The sequence below is a fragment of the Actinoplanes palleronii genome, assembly GCF_016862315.1.
Classification (GTDB): Bacteria; Actinomycetota; Actinomycetes; order Mycobacteriales; family Micromonosporaceae; genus Actinoplanes; species Actinoplanes palleronii.
Genome location: NZ_BOMS01000031.1, coordinates 123,215 through 143,952, shown reverse-complemented (window position 1 = coordinate 143,952; position 20,738 = coordinate 123,215). Strand labels below are relative to the sequence as shown.

The following is a 20,738-nucleotide window of genomic DNA, read 5'->3' as shown; positions in this document are numbered from 1 at the left end:
GGCGGCCCTCGCATGGTTCCAGATCCACCGGCACCGCGTACGATGCCGGTCGTGACGGCTGGTGAGCAGGAGACGGACGAGACCACCGCGCTGGCGCTGGCCGCCCGCGCCGGCGACCCGGTCGCACAGGCCGCGTTCGTGCGGGCCACCCAGGCCGAGGTCTGGCGCTTCACCGCCGCGCTCGTCGACTCGGGCGCCGCGGACGACCTGACCCAGGAGACGTTCCTGCGGGTGTTCCGGGCGCTCGACTCGTTCGAGGGAAGGTCGACGGTGCGGACCTGGCTGCTCGGCATCGCCCGGCGCACCTGCGCGGATCACCTGCGGGCCGTGGTGCGCCGCCGGAAGCTGGACGCCCGGCTCGCCGCGCAGGCCGCCACCGAGGTGCCGGTGCCCGATCCGGCACATCGGCTGAGCAGCGCCGATCTGCTGAACCGGCTGGGCGAGGAGCGGCGCACGGCGTTCGTGCTGACCCAGGTGCTGGGGTTGTCCTACGCGGAGGCCGCCGAGGTCGAGGCGGTGCCGGTGGGCACCATCCGGTCCCGGGTGGCCCGGGCCCGGGACGAGCTGATCACCGCGGTGTCGAAGGCACAGGCCAGCTGAGAATTCTCTCAGCCAGGGATGATCGGGAACTGGAACCCGATCAACTCCGTCTAACAGGACGTGACCATGGAAACCACTACGCGGTCCGCGGTCTGGCCGTGGATCTCCACACTGGCCAGGGTCGGGCTGGCCGCCGTCTGGCTGATCGCGGGCGCCACCAAGATCGGTGACCTGGCGGAGTCGGCGCGGGCGGTCAACGCGTACCAGCTGGTGTCGTACGACGTGGCCAAGATGATCGGCGGCGTCCAGCCGTTCCTGGAGATCGGCCTGGGCGTGCTGCTGCTGATCGGCCTCGCCACCCGGCTCACCGCCGCGATCTCCGCCGTCCTCCTGGTGATCTTCATGGCCGGCATCGTCTGGGCCTGGACGAAGGGGCTGCGCATCGACTGCGGCTGCTTCAGCTCGGGCGGCGAACTCGGTGCCGGGCGGAACACCACGTACGGCCTGGACATCCTGCGCGACCTCGGTTTCCTGGCACTCGCCGGAGTCCTGCTGTGGCGACCGCGGACCCGGTATTCAATCGATGGTGTGCTGATGGGGGAATCGTCGTGAGCAAGGGCAGCCGGGACCGGGCGGACAAGGCCCGGAGGATCGTCGAGCAGCAGCGCCTCGCGGAGCGCCGCCGCACGGTGACCCTCTGGACGTCGGTGGCGGTGGTCGCGGTGCTGATCATCGCGGGCGTGATCGGGTACTCGATGGTGTCCGGCAAGGACGAAAAGACGCAGACCGCGCTGGTCACGCCGAGCGTGGCGGTCGACGAGGGCACCGCGTTCGCGGTCGGCAGCGGGCCGGTCACCGTCGACCTGTACGAAGATTTCATGTGCCCGATCTGCAAGAACTTCGAGTCGGCGAGCTCGGCCGGGCTGCGCCAGCTGGCCACCGCCGGCAAGGTCACCCTGCGGTACCACGTGGTGTCGATCCTGGACCGCGCGTCGAACGGCACCGAGTACTCGACCCGGTCGGCCGGCGCCGCCGCGGCCGCCGCCGAGGAGGGCAAGTTCACCGAGTTCCACGACGCGCTCTACGCCGACCAGCCCGAGGAGAACAGCGACGGGCTGTCCAACGCCAAGATCATTGAGATCGGGAAGTCGATCGGCTTGACCAGCGACAAGTTCGCGGAGGCGGTGAACGCCGGCATGTACACGGCGTGGGCGACGAAGGCGACCGAGACGTTCTCCGCGCGCCACTTCAACGGCACCCCGACGATCGTGGTCAACGGCACCCAGGTGACCGGGCCGCAGGACAGCGTGCCCACCCTCGATCTGATCACCCAGGCCGTCGACAAGGCCGCCGGGTGAGACGGATCACCCTGATCCTGGCCGTGGCCGGTGCGATGATCGCGCCGGCCACGCCCGCGTCCGCCCATGGTGGTGAGGGGGCGAACGTCACGTCGTACCGCACCACGATCACCGGGCTCAGCAGCCCGATGGACGGGCTCACGGTCCGCACGGTCGAGGGTGGCGCGCGGCTCGAGCTGACGAACACCACCGGGCGGGCGATCGAGGTGCTCGGTTACTCCGGCGAGCCGTATCTCGAGCTGCGCGCGGACGGCGTCTACCAGAACACCGGCTCGCCCGCGGCGTACGTGAACCAGACCCTGGCCGGGGACACCCCGGTGCCGCCTGCCGCCGATCCGACCGCGCCGCCGACCTGGGAACGGATCGCCACCGGTGACACGGTCCGCTGGCACGACCAGCGCACGCACTGGCTCGGCTCGGCCCGCCCGCCGCAGGCCGTGGCCGATCCTGACCATGCGCACCGGCTGCGGGAGTGGGCCGTGCCGCTGCGTGACCAGGTGCGGGTCTTCGAGCTCCGGGGCACCCTCGACTACGAACCACCGCCGGTGACCTGGGCCTGGTGGGTGGGCGCGGCACTGCTCGGCCTGCTGCTGACGGCGCTGGTCCGCCGCTGGTCACGGCTTGTCGCGCCCCTCGCGATCATCGCGGGTCTGTCCGTTTTTTCGTACGCGGTGATGCGCGGCCTGGACGGCTCCGGCTGGGACGGCGTGCTGCTGCTCAGCAGCGCCCTGGCCCTCGGCGCGGCGTGGCGGCATCCACCGTTCTACCTGGCGCTGGCCGGTTTTGTGCTCACCGCGTTCGCGGGTCTCGGCAGCTCGGAGGCGTTCCTGGCGGCGGTGGTCCCGGCCACCGGCCCGGGCTGGCTGGCCCGCGCGTGCATCGCCGTCACCGTCGCGACCGGCGTGGCCCTGGCCCTGACCGGCCTGCTCCGGATGCGCGCCGCCGTACCCACCGCCCCGGAGCCCGCTGCGAGTGTCAGCTGATCGCGATGTCGTCCACGTTGACGTTGACCGAGAGAACGCGCAGGCCGTAGCTCTGCACCGCCTCGGTCACCTTCAGCTGGACGGCGCTGGTCACCTCGGCGACCACGGTGCCGGCGGCCAGCACGACCACCACGTTGACGGTCACCGTGCCGTCCTTGACCTCGGCCGACACGCCGCGGCTGGCGTCACCGACGGTGTCCAGCCCGACCTTGTCCAGCACGCTGTTGAAGAACCGGGAGACGTCGCCGCCCAGGTCCGCGACACCGGGGACGCTGCGCGCCGCGGCGGCGGCGATCTTCTCCACCACCTCGCCGGAGACGGTGGTGTTGCCGTTCGGCGTGGTACCGCCGGTGGGTTCAGTCATGGCCCTGATCTCCGCTCTCGACGCGATCTGCCCGCGGAGCGTACTGAAGATCCGCGCCGGGCCGCCAGACCGGTATCCGACTGTCCGCGGCGGAACACCGGAAACCACACCGTCCACCGTGGTCCGAAAACGGAATTGATGGTGACCTTGGCTTGCCGGAAAGGAATCCCTCATGGCCTCTGGCCAGCGAAAACGTGGCACATTCGGAGGCGCCGAAGGCCGGTAACGTACGTTTCACGGCCCTGGGAGGCGTCATGGAAAATGACCACTACGGCGATGAGTTGACCTTGCGCTTGTCCGGCATCGCCGACATCACAGCGCTCGACGACGATCAGGTCTTGACGACGTTCATGCGCGAGCTGGTCGACCGGATCGGCATGACGGTGATCGCCGGCCCGCTGGTCGCCACCGAGGGCGGCCCGCCGGAGAAGTCCGGCAAGTCGGCGGTGGTGATCCTGGCCGAGTCGCACGCGGCCATCCACACCTACCCGCACCTGCGGGAGATCTTCGTGAACGTCTTCTCCTGCAAACCGTTCCGCGAGTCCGACGTGCTCGCCGAGTTCCACCGGCTGGTCGGCGACTACGAGATCAGCGAGCACACGCTGCGGCGCCGGGGCGAGGAGTGGCCCCGCGATCTGGCCGCCGCCGAGCAGCTCTGGAGTGGCCGGCGGGTGGCACCCTGACCCGGCACTATCGTCGGTCCCATGACTGACATCGTGCGTCTCGACGCCGGCGACGCCGCGCCCGACTTCTCCCTGCCGACCGACAACGGCGACCAGCTCTCGCTCAAGGATCTGCGCGGGCGCAAGGTGGTGCTGTACGCGTACCCGGCCGCCATGACGCCCGGCTGCACCAAGCAGGCCTGCGACTTCCGCGACTCGCTCGCCTCGCTGCAGGCCGCCGGGTATGAGGTGGTCGGCATCTCCCCCGACAAGCCGGCCAAGCTCGCCAAGTTCCGCGAGCGCGACGCGATCACGTTCCCACTGGTCAGCGACGAGGACAAGAGCGTGCTGATCGCGTACGGCGCGTACGGCGAGAAGCAGCTGTACGGCAAGACGGTGACCGGGGTGATCCGGTCCACGTTCGTGATCGACGAGAACGGCGCGATCGAGCGGGCCTTCTACAACGTCAAGGCCACCGGCCACGTCGCCAAGTTGCGCCGTGACCTCGGCCTGGACTGATCTTCCTGGGCAGAGTCACCGGTCCGGACTTCGGGAAAGTGTGCAAGTCCGGGCCATCCGCGCCGATGAGGAGGGCGATCCACAAGTCCCGCCGCGGCGCGGGGTGGTCCGGGCTCACGGCGGTCGTCATGCGGTACCCAACCCGCAAGGCGGCCGCCGTGCACGGTTCACCCGGTCGACGGGCCCGAACGATCACGTTCCGCCAGAACCGGCGAGGCACCGACCGGCTGAACCGTTTAGACTCTCTGCGCAACGCTTTGCTCTTGATGGGCAGAACGAGCGGGAGTGGCGAAATGGCAGCCGCGCGGGTTTTAGGTGCCCGTGCCCGAGAGGGCGTGAGGGTTCGAGTCCCTTCTTCCGCACGAGGCGCAGGCGCAGTGTGTTCGCGAAACGCGCTCACCATGACGCCTCGTCATGCTGGCTCCGGGGGCCGAGCCCCCGGAAGCCCCGCATCACGGTGACTCTCGCGGGCAGCCCGGTTGCGGTTAACCCTCCGGCGCGCTCGCTGTAGCGGTCCAGTTGCGGTTAACCCCCATGCTTCGCTTCGCTCGCATTTTGCGACGGGCTGCTTTTTGTGGTGCTTTGGCCTTTTTTGTGCGGTGGGTTGGCGGGTTATCCACAGGTTGTGCACACGTCGAACAGCCCGCGGCCGGGGTGCGCTCGGCGGCGGGCTGTCGACTCGCTGGGTGTTGTCAGCCGCAGTTGGGCTTGGTGGCGTCGGCGGCGGTGAGGTTGACCAGGGCGTCCTCGGTGGTGCCCGGGGCGGCAGGGGCCGACTCGAGCAGCGGGGCCACCGAGGACGCCGACGGAGCAACGGTCGTGGGCTTGGTGGCGGGGGATGACTTCTTCGCGGCGGGTGAGGCCGACGCCGAGGCCGAGGTCCTGGCCTTCGTGGTGGTGGTGGCCTTCTCGACGGTGGAGGAGCCGCCGGAGATCGACGCCGAGGTCTTCTGGACCACGCCAGGCTTCATGTCGATTCCGGACACCGTGGTGCTGTTGCCGTACACATCAGTGATTTTGATCTTGTAGGGGCCGGACCCGGCGCCGCTGTCGATCAACCAGTAGTTGTAGTCCTCGCGGTGCGCGGTCTTGAAGCTGCCGCCGCCGCTGGAGACCTTGACCGAGGACAGCAGGTTCGCGTGGTTGTCGATCCGCGCGGCGAACCAGTACTGCGACGCGCCCTCTTTGATCCGGACGGTGACCGGGCCGGGCACGGACGGGTTCGCGACCAGCTTGTAGGTGATCGGGATGATCCCGGCCACCTCGGCGCCGATCTTCTTGAACGCGGTACGGCTCAGGTCCAGGTGGCCGGTGTCGCACTCCGGGCAGGAGTCGAAGACCTTGACCCGGACCTTGCCCTTCGGCCCGGTGACGTCGAGGTACGCGCCGCAGGAGGCGCCCGCGGCGTACTGGTCCGGGCCCAGCGCCACGTAGAGATCGTCGGCGGGCACCTCGAACGAACAGTTACCGGACGTGCCGGCCAGGTCGTAGAAGGTCGCCTTGCCGGACTTCGCGCTGGTGCTCGGCGGCGCGGCGCAGGCCGACCCGCCGGTCTGCAGCAGCAACGCCACGCCGATGATCCCGGCGAGAACAGCGGCGCCGCCGGCGGCCAGCCAACGGTTCGAGAACGGTCGTCGATGAGCACTCACGCTCAGCGATACTCGTCGGGTGGAGCGCTCCCAGCAAATCTTCTAAGACACTCCTAAGACACGAGTACCGCTAATGAGTGCCGAGTCACTCCTGCGGTACCACCGAGTCGCCGACCCGCAACACTCCGGTGTCACCCGCGGACAGCTCCGGGACCAGGTTCACCGCGAACATCAGGCCGCCGTCGATCCGGCGGTGCTGCCCGAGTACCGTCAACGGCTGCCGCCCGGTCTCACCGGTCTCCTGATCGATAGTGGTCACCCGGCACCGCGGACAGGCCTTCGACACCCGGAAGGTCACCTCGCCGATCCGCAGCCGCCGGCCCAGCCAGCCGTCCTCGGCCCACGCGGGCGCGCCGTCGACCACCAGGTTCGGCCGGAACCGGTGCATCGGCACCGGCTCGTCGCCGGCCTCGACCAGCCAGCCGTTCACCGCGTCCAGCGACGCGGTGTTGGCCAGCAGCACCGGGTAGCCGTCGGCGAGGCTGACCCGGTCACCGGGCTGCGCCGCCTCCGGGATCGTCCGCCCGGTCGGGTCGGCCTGCCAGGCCAGCCGCACGTCCCGGCCGAGGAACTCGCTGCACCACGCGCTCCCCGCATCGGCGTGCCGGGCCGGCACCTCCGGCTTGTTGCGGAACACCCGCACCGCGACCTTCGGGCCGCCAGCCGGCTCGTCCAGATCGAGCTCGGGCAACCCGGGGGCGCTGAGCCGGAGCCCGCCGGGGCGCGGCCGCACGGTGAGCTGGGTCAGCAGCGGGGTGTCGCGCTGGGTGACACCGACGCCGCCGGCGTCGACCATCATCCACCGGCGGTCGCCGGTCAGGCCCCAGGGCTCCACTCCGGCTTCGTCGTGGTCCAGGCGGTGACAACCCTTTACCGGGTACGTGTGCAGCGCAGCGATCCGCATGCCCTCACCTTTTCACGTTCCACCGGCCCCCTCGACCGCCACCGCCCGCCCCCAGCGGAGACCGGCTGGCCCTCAGGGGTGCCTCCGGCCGCCCGAGACACCCCCATGCGGATTTTCGCTTTAGTTGGCCGATCATTAAACCTATCTGGTCGATGACCATCGTGTGGTCGAGTATCAGCACGTCAAAGTACGTGCCTGTTCGAGCAGCGCACGCTTCCGTTGAAGCCCGTCTCACTCGAGCCGGTGCCCTGGCAAGACAGCATCCGATCCGCCCTCCGTTCGAGATGTCCCGCTGGCGGCCGCACCTCGATCAACTGCTGTCGCGACCACCGATGGAGTGCTCCTGGCCTCATTTCGCTCGCTGCCAGGACCTTCCTTCTGACTGGTACCCCAGCATGGACCTGGTAGAGCCGTCAGCCCCTATCGCGTACTGCCCGACGCGACACCTGCATCGGGATTGAAATGGTCAAAGCAATGCAGATAGTACAAATCGTCATACGACCAGGACTGCGATGCGACAGGCCACCGAGTCACTCGAGTATTAAGCCCCTAAAAGTACGCTAAATCCTTATTTGTCATGTACGACTCGTGCGACAGCCTCCATGAGACAGCGTGTCATGGTGGACACCATGTGTTCGACCTAGTTCGATGCAGCTATGTGGGCGCGCACTGAATCCAGCGACAGTCACAGCCGTGTCACTAGCACTGAACCGCCGATCTGGTCTCATCTGTGCAGGTGGAATGAACTCGCAACCCTGGACCGCGTGACAGCGGACGCCCGGGCTGAACTCGACCTCCGTCCCGGTTGGACACGCCAGTGGACCGCGACATGGGTGTACAACCGCGAGAAGGTCACGGTTCCTGTCAGTGGTCTCACTTCAATGCCAGCGCGAGGATGCGTGCCGGTGCGGGGCTTCACCTTCAGCCCTGAGCAGCGACACCGTCCTGGGACCGAGGTGCTCGTGTCCACTGTCCGTCAGCATGGATACGAGTCGCAGGAAGAACGAATGCTGCTGCGCGCGCTGGACTTCGCAGGCGGTTTGCGGGAGGTGCAGTCGCAGCCGTTCTCTCTGTGCTTCAGCACCGCAGCGGGCTCGTCCGGCCACATTCCGGACTACCTGGCGTACACGGACACTGGTTTGACTCTTATCGATGTCAGGCCATCGCGGTTGATTCGCGAAGACGACCGGATCAAGTTTGCAGCCGCTGCCGAGGTTGCCCTCGTAATGGGCTGGAGATACCTGGTGGTCGGTGGCTGGCAACGATTCGTGGTCGACACCCTGGACGAACTGTTCGCCAGACGGCGACCGATGAAAGACCCCATGGGCATGCAGGATCAAGTCCTCGCGCAGTTAGGTCCCGGCCCTCGCCGCTTCGACGAGATCATCGAGGCTACCTCGGTTCCCGCCATCGCCCGCACTCACCTGTCCCACCTGATCTGGTGGCGTCGCGCGGTCATCGACCTAAGCAGACCGCTGGGTGACAGCTGCCTTGTCTGGGCACCCCGGCCCGGCTCATGGTGAGATCACGCACGAAGATAGAACTGGTTCCAGGCTCCGTCATCGTCCTGGAACGAAGAGAGTGGGCAGTCACCAAGGTTGAGCCGCAGTACGGGCGAGTCTGTCTCGAGGCATCTAACGGAGAACTCAAGCAGACATCCGTACGTGAGCTTCTCCATGATGCTGATTGCCGCCAGTCGAGCCGCTCATCGTTCCTGCCTGCTGACCGTGGCCGGCAGCCCGCCACCTGGGATGACCTCACAAAACAACAACAGGAATGGGCTGCACTGCGCATCGCTCACGTCAACGAACTGGTGACGGGATTCCGCAGCGGTTCTCCGAGATCGGTGCCATGATCTTCCTGGAGGAGGGCGGAGTGAACACCGCCGTCATCGTCGGCGCGGTGGGCGTGCTGGCTGGTTTTCTCGGAGACCAGGCCCACGTCATGATCAAGCTGCACGGCGACGCCAGTAACCCAGACGGCTTCCCCAACGGGACCTGGCCGCGCACGAACGTAGGGCTCTACAACGACGCCACCGTCAACGACAAGACCGGGCGGCCCGACGCCGACTGGAGCCTCAACGGCGACTGACGACCAGCCGATCAGTACCCGACAACGCGACACCCTGCGGTTAGGGTGGAAATCAGGTCCCGGCGACGGTCTGTCGGTAGGCCGCGGGCATGCTGCGTCTGGCGGCTCGCAGCGCCTCGTAACGGGCGACCTGGTACGGGCAGATCCCGACGAGGCCGGCCCAGGCCGTGCTGGCCAGCCCATCAGTGTCACCGTAGACGACGACCTGGTCGATCGGTGCCGGCCCTATGACGCCGATAAGTACACCGGGACGCAACTGCGTCTTGCATCGGACGCATTTGCCGACACGTTCGGCGGTCTGTGCCGGGTCAGCCAGCCAATAGGAGACCAGGAACCGGGGATCCTCCCGCGGCACAATCCGCTCGACGTACGGATCCGCGTGCCCGCATGGTGGCGCGGAGTAGCCGGGCGACAGGCGCCGACAGAGCGGCATTTCGGGCATGTAACCCATCGATATCCGCGGCCGTGCAGGTCAGCATGATGTCGAACCGCCCGCGGACCGGTCCTGCAGGCTTCGGATCGGCTGGTGCGGTAGTTCCGCCTGATCCACCTTCCGGCCCGGGCACCGCGACGGCGAACGGCTCCGACGGCATCCCCTGATCCGCCGTGCCACCGGCGTGTCATGCAGCGAGGTAGGGCCCTCAGCCGCTACGGTGCTGCAGCATCGACACTGCATGATTACGGCATCCGGATCCTCGGGTTTACAGGCCCGCACCGGCCTCAGCGCTCAGCAGCCGATCTCCCCGGCCAGGGGCATGGCAGTCCTGTTTCCCGATACGGAAAGCCATCCGCGATGGACATCCGCTTCAAAGGCGTCTGCTTCCCGACCCTGCTGCACGCCCGGTGGGCCGCATGCAGGCTGCCTGCTCGACAGCCTCCATGATCGGTTCCGGTTCTCCAACACCACATCGCCAGCCAGCCCGGACACCAGCGAGCCGACCGCGACGTCATGACGGCTCGCCCCAACGAGAGGAGAACATGCTGATGGCCCGCACCACATTCCTCGTTGAACTCGACGACGGCCTCTTCGCCGACCTGAAGGCCGGCGCCGACGCGCTGGATGTCAGTGTCGAAACGTACGCTGCCGTCCGGCTCGAGCAGCAGGCCCGACAGACCGGGCGGGCCCGCCGCAGCGACGCCGCCGGTGGCGCACCGTGGCAGCCTCCGCCGGCACTGGTCCTACTCACCGGCCTGGCAGCCCAGGCGGCATGGCGCAACGGCGGGTACCAATATGCCGATGTCACCCAGTGGGTCTCGTATGCCGTACTGGAGCAGGCCCAGCGTGAGCCGCGGACCGACGCGGGCCATCCCGGCGCCGCCGAGCACGAGCCGCCTGCGCCGTAGTGACAACCCACCCGCATGCCGATGCCCACAATGGCGAGAGTCGGTGACGGTTTTCGCGATGAGCAACCCCAGCGTCCTGGTGTGCGGTCAACCAGAGGTGCCCGTGGCCGGCGACGATCACCGCCGTCATCGACCGACTGGGCGCCCGCTTCGGCCAGCGTCTGGTCTCATCGAAGGGGCCGCGGCGGGGGCCGACATGCCGCACATCGCTGGTGCACCGATCGTGCTCTGCGGGCCGACCGGCACCGCTGCCACCCGGTCGACTGGGTGGCAGCGCAACACTCTGGGCCGCGCGATTGGCGTCGCGTCAGCCCCGAGCGCAACATACGGATGCTGCTCTCACGGACTATCCACGGCCGATCGTCGCGTTCCACAAGCAGTTCGGTCCGGCCCGCGGCAGGATCTTTGACATGTGCCTGCCGGGTCTGTTGGCTCGGGTCCCGACGTGGCTCGTCTGCGGTGAGAATAAGCAGGAAGGCCGCTGGTTGGACCAAGTGGCCTTCCTACAGGAGCGGGCCGAGTGGATCCGCCTCGAACTGGAGATCCCACGGCCGGCGCCTCGCCGATCAGCTGGCACCGGCCGATCGTAGCGTTGGGCAGCCGCCCTTCGGCCGTCAACTGAAGGACCCTGCTCGCGGCCGGTCATGGTGTTCACTTCACTTCACTTGGCGGGGCGGGGCGGGGCGGGTGCGGCCCGGCAAGCTACGTTGAGCAGCTGCGGGTGTGTGGCGGAGGCCAGGGTGGTGCGCCCGTTGGCGGCGGCTTCCAATCCCGGACGATCTCGGCCTTGCATGGCGGCTCTACTCCTGCCGCGGCGGACCGGCGGACCTGCGCAACGCCCTTACACGCGCATAACCCGTCGACCCCAGCCGGGCCGGGAGGCCGTCGCGGCATGCGGCCGGCGCGGAATGATTACTGTGCTCGATATCGTCATCGTATGCACGCGATGACGGTTCAAGAGACGAAGGTCGTCGTAGTCGCCGAGGGCGATAGTCCTTCGGAGATCGCCAACGCAAGAGGTCATCTCTTCGAGCATTTCATCGCACGGCTTTCGGCCCGATTCGGATTCACCGAGCCACGCCGGGAGAATCTCAACGTGACCAGCAACGGTATCGAGCTGGACATCGTGCTCACCCATGTCAGCAACGGCCGGACCGTGTTGGTGGAGTGCAAGGCTTACAGCAGTCCCGTCCCGGCCAAGGAACTGGTCGCGTTCTACGGCAAGGTTCATGCGCGGCGGCTGGCCGAGCCCGAGACTGAAGGGCTCATGTTCGTGCTGCCAGGATTGACGAGTGAAGGCGCCGAACAGGCTCGCACCATCCAGGCCAGGGACAGCCTCTTCAGGTACTTCGACGCCGACCGGGTCGCTGACATCGCCCGACAGTTGCACCTAATCGAGCCTCTTCCCGTGCCGCTGCGCGACCGGATGCTCGTCGACCCAGCCTTGGTGGTCACCGAGCACGGGATCTTCTCGGCGCGAGTTGTACTGGACATAGACACCAGGCAGGGCGTTGAGGTCGTGGTCTGGGGTCCGGTCCCGGTACCTGAGCCGGTGGTGACCCTGGTCGCGGCAGACCGGTACGCCCGCGGCCTTCCTATCGTCGCGTACTGGGGTACCTCTGGCGTGCCACCCGCCGGGGTGGAAGCGGACCTGCCTGTGCTGGTGGAGGTGCGGGGCGGTGAGAGCGGCCTGGACCATCGGCTGCCCGCCGCTGCCGAGTTCTTCGTCGGCAGAGAACGGCTGATCAGCGAGATCGTGGAGCAGGTCGGCGCGGTCTCCTCCGTCGTGATCCACGCCAAATCGGGGTGGGGCAAGAGTTCGGTCGCCCTGCGCCTCAAGGACGAGATCGAACGGCGCGGGGGCTGTGCCACCGTCTTGGACACCCGTGCTGTGAGCCACCACGGGTACGCCGCTGCGGCGTTGCGGCAGTTCGTCGACCAGGCCGCGACGGCTGGACTCGTCACGCTCGGAGGCGAGCAGTCCTGGGACGGCGTGGCGAGCGCTGTCCGCAGTGTCGGAGACGCGACGTGGAACACGTCGGGACGGCCACTTCTGTTGTTCTTCGACCAGTTCGAGTCCGTGTTCGGCGACGAACTGGCTGCCCGAGACTTCCGGGACCTGCTCCTCGCGATGTCCGGCGCCGGTATTCCGCTGACACTGGGTTTCGCCTGGCGCACCGACCTGGCCGATTGGTCCACGGATATCGCGCACCCGGTCCGGCACCAGATTCTGGCGGCATCGGCGGTGTTCACGCTCCAGACCTGGACGGAAGACGAGATCGACGGTTTCCTGACCAGCCCGCACGCCGGGCTGTCGGCCGGCACGGCGGCACGGCTGCGGACCTACGGTCAGGGACTCCCGTGGCTGCTGAAGAAGCTCGCCGAGCACATCACCGGTCGAAGCACGAAGGTGCTGGCACATCAGCAGCTCGATGTCGCGGCACTGTTCGAGCAGGACCTTGCGGGCCTACGGCCGATGGAACGGCGTGCCCTGGAGAAGATCGCATCGGCGGCGCCGGTCCCCGCCGACGAAGCGGCCGACTTGGCTCCGGCAGTTGTCATCGACTCGCTGATCGCCGCTCGGCTGCTGGTGGACGTCGGCGGCCGGCTCGACACGTACTGGGACCTCTTCCGGGAGTATCTGATCTCCGGCCAGCTGCCAGAGGAAGTCAGCTCGGTTGTCAGACACCTACGCCGTGGTTGGACGCCGTCCGGCTGGCAGCGGCTGCTTCCGTACGAGGCGATGTTCGTCGAGATCGCCGTCGCCACCGCCACCGTCTTGGACCTCGACGGCAGTCTGGACGAGTTGTTCGACCAGATAGGCATTAGCCGCGCAGAAACGCTCCCTAAGGGTAGCCAGACCGGCCTGAGCTGGGGAATCAGCGACGACGCCGACATGGAGACGAACCTGCTGAAGATCCGGTCCCGGGAGTCGCTGCGAACGGCGCTGGCGGCACGGGGGCTCAGGCTGCCGACCACGGTCGGCGAACTCGCTGAGACACTGGCCACGATCGGCGTCTATCACCACCAGACCGAGAACGGTGTCGAGCGGTGGCGGTGCGAGGACGATCTACCGGAGGTCGCGCAGGTCCTGACGCTGCCCGACGAGTTCGTACAGGATGAGCAACGCGTGGCCCTGTTGACTCGGATCTTACCGGCCACCGACCAGCTTTTTCAGCACCTCCGCGACCGGGGACGCCCGGAAGTTCTGACAACCAGCGTGCAACGGCTCGCCGACGAGGCAACGATGGACACCTCCGTGGTCCGCGTCGCGCTCGACGGCATGATCCGCTATCGGGAAGCCAGGGTGCAACGGTTCTCGGTAGACGTCGCCCCGGCCGATCTGGAACACCTCGCTGGGCACGCCCGGATCACCCTGCTGCTCGGCTGGGGCCCGAAGGACGACCACGAGGAAGAAATCGATTTGCGTAGTCTGCGGTGGTCCGGGCCACCGTGGCAGGTCTATCAGCGTGTTGCTGAGCAGTTCAGCCAGGTAGGTGAGGACAAGGAAGGATTGATCACGACACTCGGGGCGTTGCCGTTCGCCGCCCGATTCTCGGGCGGCGACTCGAGCTTCTACAGCTTGGCGCAGGCCGCGGTCGAAGGGCGGACCTCGGTTCTGGCCGCTGCGCAGGCGTTCCAGGAACTCGCTGACCGCGGGCTGCTGATCTGGAAACACGAGATTCAGGAAGTCTGGTTCGGCGAGCCAGAACTCCCGGAGAGACCATCGCCCATCGGGGATACAGCCCCATGAGCCTGCTCCATGCCAGCATCTACATCACAGTCATCGCGCTCTGGTGTAGGGGTTCCAGCCCGAATCCCAGCTGGTAATCGTCGCTTACGGTGGTCCTCGATGTCCTCAGGAGGCGCCGCTCGCCGACAATGACCGCCGCGAGCGACGTCACAACAACCGGCACACGCACTCGGCCAGGGTGAGTGCGGGGGGCGAGCGTCGACAGTGGTGGGTACCGCTGATACTCGTGCTGTGACGTTCTGGTTTCGGGACTGCGGATGGTGGCGGCGTGTGCTGACCTTGTCGGCTGCGGTGACTTCGCTGGCCGTTGCGCTGACCGTGGTATGGCTGATGCCGATCTCGAGGGCAGCGGACGCGGGCTCATATCAGGCCACGGTCGATGCAGCGATCGCGGCCGTCGCCGCGGCGCTGCTGGTGGTGATCCCGGCCGTCGTCGCGGTCGCGACGCAGGCTTTGTCACAGTTCTCGTGGCGCACGGTCAGCGTCGTGGCCGGCTGGCGGATGGCTACGTCGGTGGGGGTCGCCGCCTTGCTAGGAGTCTGTGTGCCGCTGGGGCTGGCGGCCAATCCGAGCGCTGTCACGACCCGGGCGGCGTTCACGTGCCTGGTGCTGTCGATCGTGATCGTCGGTGGGGCCACGTCGAGCGGAGCTCGGCGGGCCACGCCGGAATGGCTGGTCAATCACGTCGCCCGGCGCGCCCTGCGCTCCGAGCCCGGTCGCCGCCGCGATCTCTCCCGGGAGGTGGCGGTGCTCGGGGACCTGGTCGGCAGCTCCCGGCTGCCGGTCGCCGAGCACCGGCTGGCGGCGGTGACGTGGAGCGTCACCCTCTGCTCCGGACCGAACACAGTGTGGGAGGCGGATGACGTCGCACGCTCCGTTCGCGAGGTCGGCGCTGATCTTGGCCGGGAGACGGCTCCGGTACACCAGGCGGCAGTGATGGCGCTCACCGCGCTGGGCGTGCGGCTGAGCTGGTCGCAGACGGTCTGCGGCGCAGTTCTTGACGTGCTTTTCGATCTTGCGGTGCAGGACCGGGCGGCCGGTCGCCATCAGGTCGCCGCCGAGGCGCTCGACGGCGTGGCCGAAGTCGTAGTGGCGCGGCTCGTGCACGTCATGACCCCGCAGGACGTGCTCGCCGTCGTGGAGCTACCCGCATGGCCCGACAAGCCTGCACCTGCTCCCCCATCGCGGGCAACCCGACTCGCAGACCGCGCTCTCACGCCGCGAGTCACGCCGACCGTCCGGCCGCAACTGGAAGGGTCAGCCTACGATCAGGTCCACGCGTCGACGCGCGAGCCCGCAAATGTCGATACGATCAGTCGGCTGCTATCGACGCTGGTTCCCGACGATCTCAGTGCGCGGTTTCCCAACGCGGCCCCGGCCCCGGGCTTCGACGGGAGCTATGAGCTGCTGGAGTCGACTGTCGACCGGCTGCTCGCGGTCCTCGCTTCGCCCCGCTCGGCATCGATCGGCTGGTCTGGTGGGCATCACGAGGCGGGAAGCTTCGGCGCTGACATCGAGCGCCTCACCCGGATCGGGACCGCGCTCTACACCCAGCGCCGGTACTCCCGATGCGACGCCATCGAGACCCATTTGGAAACGATCGGCGTCAAGCTGATCGGGGCGGATTCCGGGCCGTCGATCCCCGCTGACCGCACCGGTTGGCGTGTCGCCCACCTATCGCGTCGGCCCAGCCCGGCCGCGCTGATCGCCGAAGCGCTACGAGATCTGGGAATCGCGGCGTTCAGGAACGGCTACGACCGGCGGGCGCTGCTGACCGGGCGGCGTCTGCTCAGCCTGGCCACCGCCGCAGCCAACGCCGACGACCAAGTCGCGCTCAGCGTGTACACCGACGCCCTCTACCTGTTCGTCAACCGCTCCACCTACCACACCAGCTCACCCGCCGTCGCGGCCCGCGGTGCCGTTGTCATCGCAGGACTGCTCAGAGAATCCGACGACCTGCGCCGGGCTTTGCCGGTCCGGGCCGTGGAGGCGGAGAACCCGACCGACAGGCTGCGTTATCTGCCCTGGCAGGCGAGCGGTTCCGAGTTCGAACTCGCCGCACAAGCGTGGCAATCTGTGTTGCGGGCCGCCGGCTGGCTATCCGAATCCCGCACCGCGCGCCCGGTCACGGACACCGTCACACGGCTGCCCGAGCCGATCCGAGAGCTCGCGCTCGACGAACTCGCCCACCAGCCGCGGGCCACGGACGCCGCCTACACCACGGCACTGCTGCTGACATTATGGGCCGACGCCCTGGCCGCCCGGCTGAACGGCGACCAGACGCCGTCGCGGCATCTGGCCGCGACCCTCGACGACCTGTACACCGCCTGCGACGAGGACGAGCCCTATTTGCTTGAGGAAGATGAGTCCGTCGAGGTGCCCGTCGAGCAGCGCCATGACGACGCCGACGAGGCACCCCGGTCGCGCCTGGTCCTGTCTTACCCGCGCACCCTCGTCGAGGTCATGACGGCATGGGCGATCACGACGGATCTCACGGAGGCGGTGATGCCTTCGTCCGAAGACGGGTCGCGCCATCTGCTCAGCGTGCTCGACCAGGCGGCCGGTCAGCTTCGGCTACCGAACTGGCGTTATCACGGGGTGATCGATTCCGAGGGCGAGCATCTGGTCGTCATCGAATACCCCGACGGTCAAACGGCACTGCTGCGCGACGAGGAGGCCGGCGCCCGAGGGGCGTTCGCCTGGGGCTACGGCGGCGAAGGACCGTATGCGTTCGCCCGCACGCTCGCCCGCCACGCGGCCGGACCGCTTTTACGGTGCCCAGACTGCCTGGGCACCAGCCCGATCACCAACACGGTTGTCACCTGCGCCTCGTGCCGAAACAGCGGGCAACGGCACGGCGGGGACGTCCTGGTGATGTTGCTGGTCAAGCGGCTGATCTCATCGCTTCCCGAGCCAGCCACCGCAACCGCGCGACCGGCCATCGCGTGGAGCAGGACCCGCACGGAGATCCTGAAAATAGTCACCGGCACCACAGCCCGAATCATCGGCACAAGCCGGCCCGTCGCGACCCACGAACCTTGAGGAACGGCCCGTCTAGAGCCTGTATCGAAGTGGTCCCACGGCGGTGGAGGTCACGCGTGTCGTTGATCGATAGGCAGCGAGGTCTCCGGTAGTTGGTTTAGCGACCAAGCAAAACCGGAGACCACCGGAGACCTCGTGGACACCTTAGCGGTGACGCGGCGGCACGACCTGACCGACGTGCAGTGGGCGGCGCTGGAGCCGCTGTTGCCGCCCGGTCGCAGGCCGGGCCGGCCGTCGCAGTGGACGAAACGGCAGCTCATCGATGGGGTCCGGTGGCGTATCCGGGTGGGTGCTCCGTGGCGGGACATACCCGTGGCGTATGGATCCTGGTCGGCGGCGTACGCACTGTTTCGGCGCTGGCAGCGCGACGGGACCTGGACGCGGATCCTGACCGCTTTGCAGGCCGTCGCGGACGCGGCCGGCCAGATCGTCTGGGATGTCTCGGTGGACTCGACGATCGCCCGCGCGCATCAGCATGCTGCTGGCGCGCGTAAAAGGGGGATCTGCAGGCGGAACTCCCGGGCGGGGTGCGCGTCGAGCCGGCTGATCATGCGCTGGGCAGGTCTCGTGGCGGCCTGACCACGAAGCTGCATCTGGGGTGCGAGCAGGGCCAGAAGCCGTTGTCGATCGTGCTGACAGCCGGACAGCGTGGGGACAACCCGCAGTTCATCGCGGTGGTCGACGGCATCCGGGTGCCGCGGCTTGGCGGCGGCCGGCCCAGGACCCGTCCGGATCGGGTCCTGGCCGACAAGGCCTACACCAGCCGAAAAACCCGCCGCTACCTGCGTCGGCGTGGCATCAAGGCGACCATCCCGTCCAAGGGTTGACCAGGACGCCAACCGGCGCAAGCTCGGCTGGAAGGGCGGCCGGCCGCCGGCCTTCGACCCCGAGCTGTACAAGCAGCGGCATGCTGTCGAGTGCGGGATCAACCGGCTCAAGCGCAACCGTGGAGTCGCCACTCGATACGACAAGCTGGCCGTCCGCTACGAAGCCACCGTGACCATCGCCGCGATCAACGAATGGCTGTAAGCGACTTCGATACAGGCCCTACCCGCGTCTTTGCCCGTCGTGGCGGCCGGAACGTGGTTCGCCGCCCGGATCGACTGGTATCCAGGGCGACCGCGGACGGGGTCCTCGGTCCGGCCGGCTCTCGCGGGCCTGGCCGTGCAGCAGATCGTGGATCGCCGGATCAGTGCCGTCATTGCGCCACAGGACGAAATAGTCATAAGTAACCGGTTTCTGTGGCATACAGGATCGCGTTGATAATCTCCCGAAGATCCTGTTCGCCTTGGCGGCCAGCTACCGAGCTCCGTGTGGCTCCCCAGGCGTCCAGGAACGGGCCGAGCAAGGCCCACTGCTCGTCGCTGGGGTACCGCTACGCGCGCTCATGACCAGCCCAACCGTGCAGCCGACCGGCGCGGCGCGACCGATGTTCATTTTCATGCCATCGAGTGATCACTATCTACCGGAACCCGCAGAACAATCTCCAAACGGACCCAACGCTAGATCAACCCGAACAGGCCGCGACCGACCTCCCCGGAGTAAGTAACACTGGCGCTCTTCGTCAATGTCTGCAACGCTCTGACCAGATCTCCATGCGATTCCTCACTGGGGGGCAGACGCGTTGGATCGATACGGATCTCAGTACGGTCCTGATGTTACTTTCCTGGGTGCCGAACGTTGCAGCCTGCAGGATCCGGATTCGCTCCGAGCCTGCGACGTCGTGATCCTTGGTGCGCCCTTCGACGGCGGGACGTCTCACCGGCCAGGCACGCGCTTCGGGCCCCAAGCTATTAGAACATGCGACTACCTACCCCATAATGCGTCTCGCCCCTCTCTGGCGATGGGCAGGGACGCTTTCTGTGACTTGATCATCCGCGACGCCGGAGACGTTGAAATGTTCTCCGGCGATGCGCGAAGAGCGCTCGGTCAGCTTGAGATGGCGGTAGAGAGCGTCGCATCTAATGGCGCCCTCCCAATCATCCTAGGTGGCGATCATTCAATCACCTATGCCGACGTGAGGGGCGTGGCCAACGTGAGGGGTCATGGCAGCGTCAGCTTGATTCACTTCGACGCACATGCCGATACCGGCCATATCGAGTTCGGCTCGCTCTGGGGGCACGGAGCGCCGATGCGGCGCTTGATCGAATCGGGCGCGATTCGTGGCGATCAGTTTCTTCAGCTCGGATTGCGTGGCTACTGGCCACCACCGGAGGTGCTCCGGTGGATGGCCCAGCATCGCATGCGGTCCTACGAGATGGCCGAGATAGAGCATAGAGGGCTGATGGTCTGTATTGACGAAGCGATCGAGACCGCGCTTCAGTGCTCAGAAGCGGTCTTCCTCTCGGTCGATATTGATGTATGCGATCCTGCTGCCGCCCCTGGCACTGGCACGCCGGAGCCCGGCGGCTTGAGCGCGCGAGCGCTGCTGGACGCCGTGCGGAGGATCTGCTCGCGAGTTCCTCTGGCGGGTGTTGACGTTGTCGAGGTCTCTCCACCCTACGACCATGCCGACATCACTGCGCTGCTTGCCAATCGCGTTGTCCTTGAGGCTTTGAGCAGCATCGCACGAAGCGGGGAGGAGGGTGGAGATGCGCAACAGTGGGATCCAACCCGACCGTTGCTCGATCGACATGTGGACGAAGGCTAGGCAGCAGCCATCCGCCAACCACCGTCAATCACGAGATTGGCGCCGGTCAACGCACGATGGTCGAGCAAGAAAAGAATCGCGTCGGCCACTTCGTGCGGTTCAATGAAACGAGCGATCGGCACGCTGCCGAGCCAAGCGCGTCGCTGCTCCCTGGACGTCTGCGCGAGATACGCGGTGCGCACGTACCCCGGAGTCACGCAGTTGACCGTGACCGAAGGCGCGAGTTCTTTGGCGAGGGCACCGGTCAGGCTAATCACCCCTGCCTTAGCGGCCGAGTATGCCGCCGTGTCGCCGGTCGAGGCGCCGTCGAGCCCGCGGATCGAGGAGACATTGACGATAGCACCGGTCGCTGTCCCGCCACTGGACTCAAGCCGGGTCACGAAGCGTTGGCTCATCAGGGCCACCGACCGGAGGTTGGTTCGATACATCTCGTCCCAGTCGCCCTCCGCCCAGTGCCGAAAAGGTGTTGCCACGTTGCGGCCGGCGTTGTTGATCAGGAACCGCGGTTCGCCATCGGCCGCGGCAAAGACCCTTGCTACCCCGGACGAGGTACCTACGTCCGCCGTGATTTGAACGCCGCTTCCACCCGCTGCCTCGACCTCTGCCAAGGTCTCCCGGTTGCCGTCATCGTCCGACCGAGACACCACAACTACGTGACACTTTCGGCGCCCCAGAGCGACGGCAACCGAACGTCCGATACCGGTCGACGCGCCGGTGACGATCGCAACGGTCATGGGCACCGCCCTGTCGACAATCTGTCACCCCACACGGCGATCCAGCTTCTCTTCGTTGGACATGATGACCACTACCGTATCGCTGCGCCTTGGAGACCACGTTGACCTCGCGACCCCAAGTTCTTGTTCTAGCGAACCGGAGTG

The 20,738-nt window shown here is 67.2% G+C and carries 18 protein-coding genes, 1 tRNA gene and 1 pseudogene; 14 read left to right on the top strand and 6 right to left on the bottom strand.

What is annotated here, in order from left to right; genetic code table 11:
• Positions 1-42 precede the first annotated feature (42 nt).
• From Apa02nite_RS12040 to Apa02nite_RS12025, 4 genes are all read left to right on the top strand, one after another.
• A complete protein-coding gene (locus Apa02nite_RS12040; protein ID WP_203825137.1) occupies positions 43-600 on the top strand; it encodes a sigma-70 family RNA polymerase sigma factor in 558 nt (185 codons plus the stop codon).
• 66 nt (positions 601-666) lie between these two features.
• Entirely contained in the window at positions 667-1,152 is a 486-nt protein-coding gene (locus Apa02nite_RS12035; RefSeq protein ID WP_067700838.1) for a MauE/DoxX family redox-associated membrane protein, read from the top strand.
• Entirely contained in the window at positions 1,149-1,898 is a 750-nt protein-coding gene (locus tag Apa02nite_RS12030) for a DsbA family protein (RefSeq protein ID WP_203825113.1), read from the top strand. The genes Apa02nite_RS12035 and Apa02nite_RS12030 overlap by 4 nt, the downstream gene beginning before the upstream one ends.
• A complete protein-coding gene (locus Apa02nite_RS12025; protein ID WP_239164264.1) occupies positions 1,895-2,881 on the top strand; it encodes a hypothetical protein in 987 nt (328 codons plus the stop codon). Before Apa02nite_RS12030 ends, Apa02nite_RS12025 begins: the two co-directional genes overlap by 4 nt.
• Here Apa02nite_RS12025 and Apa02nite_RS12020 read toward each other — a convergent pair.
• Positions 2,874-3,245 carry an Asp23/Gls24 family envelope stress response protein gene (locus Apa02nite_RS12020; protein ID WP_067700820.1) on the bottom strand — a complete coding sequence of 124 codons (372 nt, stop codon included), beginning with the start codon at positions 3,243-3,245 and terminating at the stop codon, positions 2,874-2,876. The genes Apa02nite_RS12025 and Apa02nite_RS12020 overlap by 8 nt on opposite strands.
• 254 nt (positions 3,246-3,499) lie before the next feature.
• Here Apa02nite_RS12020 and Apa02nite_RS12015 point away from each other — a divergent pair, with 254 nt between their 5' ends.
• The 3 genes from Apa02nite_RS12015 (at position 3,500) to Apa02nite_RS12005 (ending at position 4,788) form a co-directional block, all read left to right on the top strand.
• A complete protein-coding gene (locus Apa02nite_RS12015; RefSeq protein ID WP_067700817.1) occupies positions 3,500-3,928 on the top strand; it encodes an S-adenosylmethionine decarboxylase family protein in 429 nt (142 codons plus the stop codon).
• A gap of 21 nt (positions 3,929-3,949) precedes the next feature.
• Complete coding sequence (gene bcp / locus Apa02nite_RS12010; RefSeq protein WP_067700814.1) at positions 3,950-4,426, top strand: thioredoxin-dependent thiol peroxidase; 477 nt, start codon at positions 3,950-3,952, stop codon at positions 4,424-4,426.
• Between the two features lie 279 nt (positions 4,427-4,705).
• Positions 4,706-4,788: transfer RNA gene (locus Apa02nite_RS12005), tRNA-Leu, on the top strand.
• Between the two features lie 330 nt (positions 4,789-5,118).
• Here Apa02nite_RS12005 and Apa02nite_RS12000 read toward each other — a convergent pair.
• Together Apa02nite_RS12000 and Apa02nite_RS11995 are read right to left on the bottom strand one after the other, a co-directional pair.
• Positions 5,119-6,075, bottom strand: coding sequence for an expansin EXLX1 family cellulose-binding protein (locus Apa02nite_RS12000; RefSeq protein WP_203825112.1), 957 nt, complete (start codon positions 6,073-6,075; stop codon positions 5,119-5,121).
• An 85-nt stretch (positions 6,076-6,160) separates the two neighbouring features.
• Positions 6,161-6,979, bottom strand: a complete 819-nt coding sequence (locus Apa02nite_RS11995) for an MOSC domain-containing protein (protein ID WP_203825111.1) — start codon at positions 6,977-6,979, stop codon at positions 6,161-6,163.
• A gap of 764 nt (positions 6,980-7,743) precedes the next feature.
• On the opposite strand from Apa02nite_RS11995, the gene Apa02nite_RS11990 reads away from it, so the two are divergent.
• Together Apa02nite_RS11990 and Apa02nite_RS11985 are read left to right on the top strand one after the other, a co-directional pair.
• A complete protein-coding gene (locus tag Apa02nite_RS11990) occupies positions 7,744-8,502 on the top strand; it encodes a TnsA-like heteromeric transposase endonuclease subunit (RefSeq protein ID WP_203825110.1) in 759 nt (252 codons plus the stop codon).
• Between the two features lie 328 nt (positions 8,503-8,830).
• Positions 8,831-9,070, top strand: a complete 240-nt coding sequence (locus Apa02nite_RS11985) for a hypothetical protein (protein ID WP_203825109.1) — start codon at positions 8,831-8,833, stop codon at positions 9,068-9,070.
• Positions 9,071-9,122: 52 nt separating this feature from the next.
• On the opposite strand, the gene Apa02nite_RS11980 is transcribed toward Apa02nite_RS11985, so the two are convergent.
• Positions 9,123-9,521: a hypothetical protein gene (locus Apa02nite_RS11980; RefSeq protein WP_203825108.1), complete on the bottom strand. Its 399-nt coding sequence runs from the start codon at positions 9,519-9,521 to the stop codon at positions 9,123-9,125.
• Between the two features lie 533 nt (positions 9,522-10,054).
• Between Apa02nite_RS11980 and Apa02nite_RS11975 the strand changes: the two genes are divergently transcribed.
• From Apa02nite_RS11975 to Apa02nite_RS11960, 4 genes and pseudogenes are all read left to right on the top strand, one after another.
• Positions 10,055-10,414 carry a hypothetical protein gene (locus Apa02nite_RS11975; protein WP_203825107.1) on the top strand — a complete coding sequence of 120 codons (360 nt, stop codon included), beginning with the start codon at positions 10,055-10,057 and terminating at the stop codon, positions 10,412-10,414.
• Positions 10,415-11,351: 937 nt separating this feature from the next.
• The gene (locus Apa02nite_RS11970; protein WP_203825106.1) at positions 11,352-14,168 is read left to right on the top strand and encodes a DUF6042 family protein; all 2,817 of its coding nucleotides are present in this window, start codon (positions 11,352-11,354) and stop codon (positions 14,166-14,168) included.
• 231 nt (positions 14,169-14,399) lie between these two features.
• Positions 14,400-17,210: a hypothetical protein gene (locus tag Apa02nite_RS11965; RefSeq protein WP_203825105.1), complete on the top strand. Its 2,811-nt coding sequence runs from the start codon at positions 14,400-14,402 to the stop codon at positions 17,208-17,210.
• A 150-nt stretch (positions 17,211-17,360) separates the two neighbouring features.
• Positions 17,361-18,239 (top strand): annotated as a pseudogene (locus Apa02nite_RS11960) (IS5 family transposase).
• A 193-nt stretch (positions 18,240-18,432) separates the two neighbouring features.
• Here the strand turns inward: Apa02nite_RS11960 and Apa02nite_RS52325 are convergent.
• Positions 18,433-18,558 (bottom strand): hypothetical protein, encoded by a 126-nt coding sequence (locus Apa02nite_RS52325; protein ID WP_203825104.1) that lies wholly within the window; start codon positions 18,556-18,558, stop codon positions 18,433-18,435.
• 375 nt (positions 18,559-18,933) lie between these two features.
• Between Apa02nite_RS52325 and Apa02nite_RS11950 the strand changes: the two genes are divergently transcribed.
• A complete protein-coding gene (locus Apa02nite_RS11950; RefSeq protein ID WP_239164267.1) occupies positions 18,934-19,860 on the top strand; it encodes an agmatinase family protein in 927 nt (308 codons plus the stop codon).
• On the opposite strand, the gene Apa02nite_RS11945 is transcribed toward Apa02nite_RS11950, so the two are convergent.
• Positions 19,857-20,594, bottom strand: coding sequence for an SDR family NAD(P)-dependent oxidoreductase (locus Apa02nite_RS11945; protein WP_203825102.1), 738 nt, complete (start codon positions 20,592-20,594; stop codon positions 19,857-19,859). The genes Apa02nite_RS11950 and Apa02nite_RS11945 overlap by 4 nt on opposite strands.
• Positions 20,595-20,738: the final 144 nt, after the last annotated feature.

Coding starts and splice junctions, on each gene's coding strand:
- Apa02nite_RS12015 (WP_067700817.1), top strand. CDS start 3,500: ATGGAAAATGACCACTACGGCGATGAGTTGACCTTGCGCTTGTCCGGC.
- Apa02nite_RS12040 (WP_203825137.1), top strand. CDS start 43: ATGCCGGTCGTGACGGCTGGTGAGCAGGAGACGGACGAGACCACCGCG.
- Apa02nite_RS11980 (WP_203825108.1), bottom strand. CDS start 9,521: ATGGGTTACATGCCCGAAATGCCGCTCTGTCGGCGCCTGTCGCCCGGC.
- bcp (WP_067700814.1), top strand. CDS start 3,950: ATGACTGACATCGTGCGTCTCGACGCCGGCGACGCCGCGCCCGACTTC.
- Apa02nite_RS11970 (WP_203825106.1), top strand. CDS start 11,352: ATGCACGCGATGACGGTTCAAGAGACGAAGGTCGTCGTAGTCGCCGAG.
- Apa02nite_RS11985 (WP_203825109.1), top strand. CDS start 8,831: ATGATCTTCCTGGAGGAGGGCGGAGTGAACACCGCCGTCATCGTCGGC.
- Apa02nite_RS12020 (WP_067700820.1), bottom strand. CDS start 3,245: ATGACTGAACCCACCGGCGGTACCACGCCGAACGGCAACACCACCGTC.
- Apa02nite_RS12035 (WP_067700838.1), top strand. CDS start 667: ATGGAAACCACTACGCGGTCCGCGGTCTGGCCGTGGATCTCCACACTG.
- Apa02nite_RS11945 (WP_203825102.1), bottom strand. CDS start 20,594: ATGACCGTTGCGATCGTCACCGGCGCGTCGACCGGTATCGGACGTTCG.
- Apa02nite_RS11995 (WP_203825111.1), bottom strand. CDS start 6,979: ATGCGGATCGCTGCGCTGCACACGTACCCGGTAAAGGGTTGTCACCGC.
- Apa02nite_RS11975 (WP_203825107.1), top strand. CDS start 10,055: ATGGCCCGCACCACATTCCTCGTTGAACTCGACGACGGCCTCTTCGCC.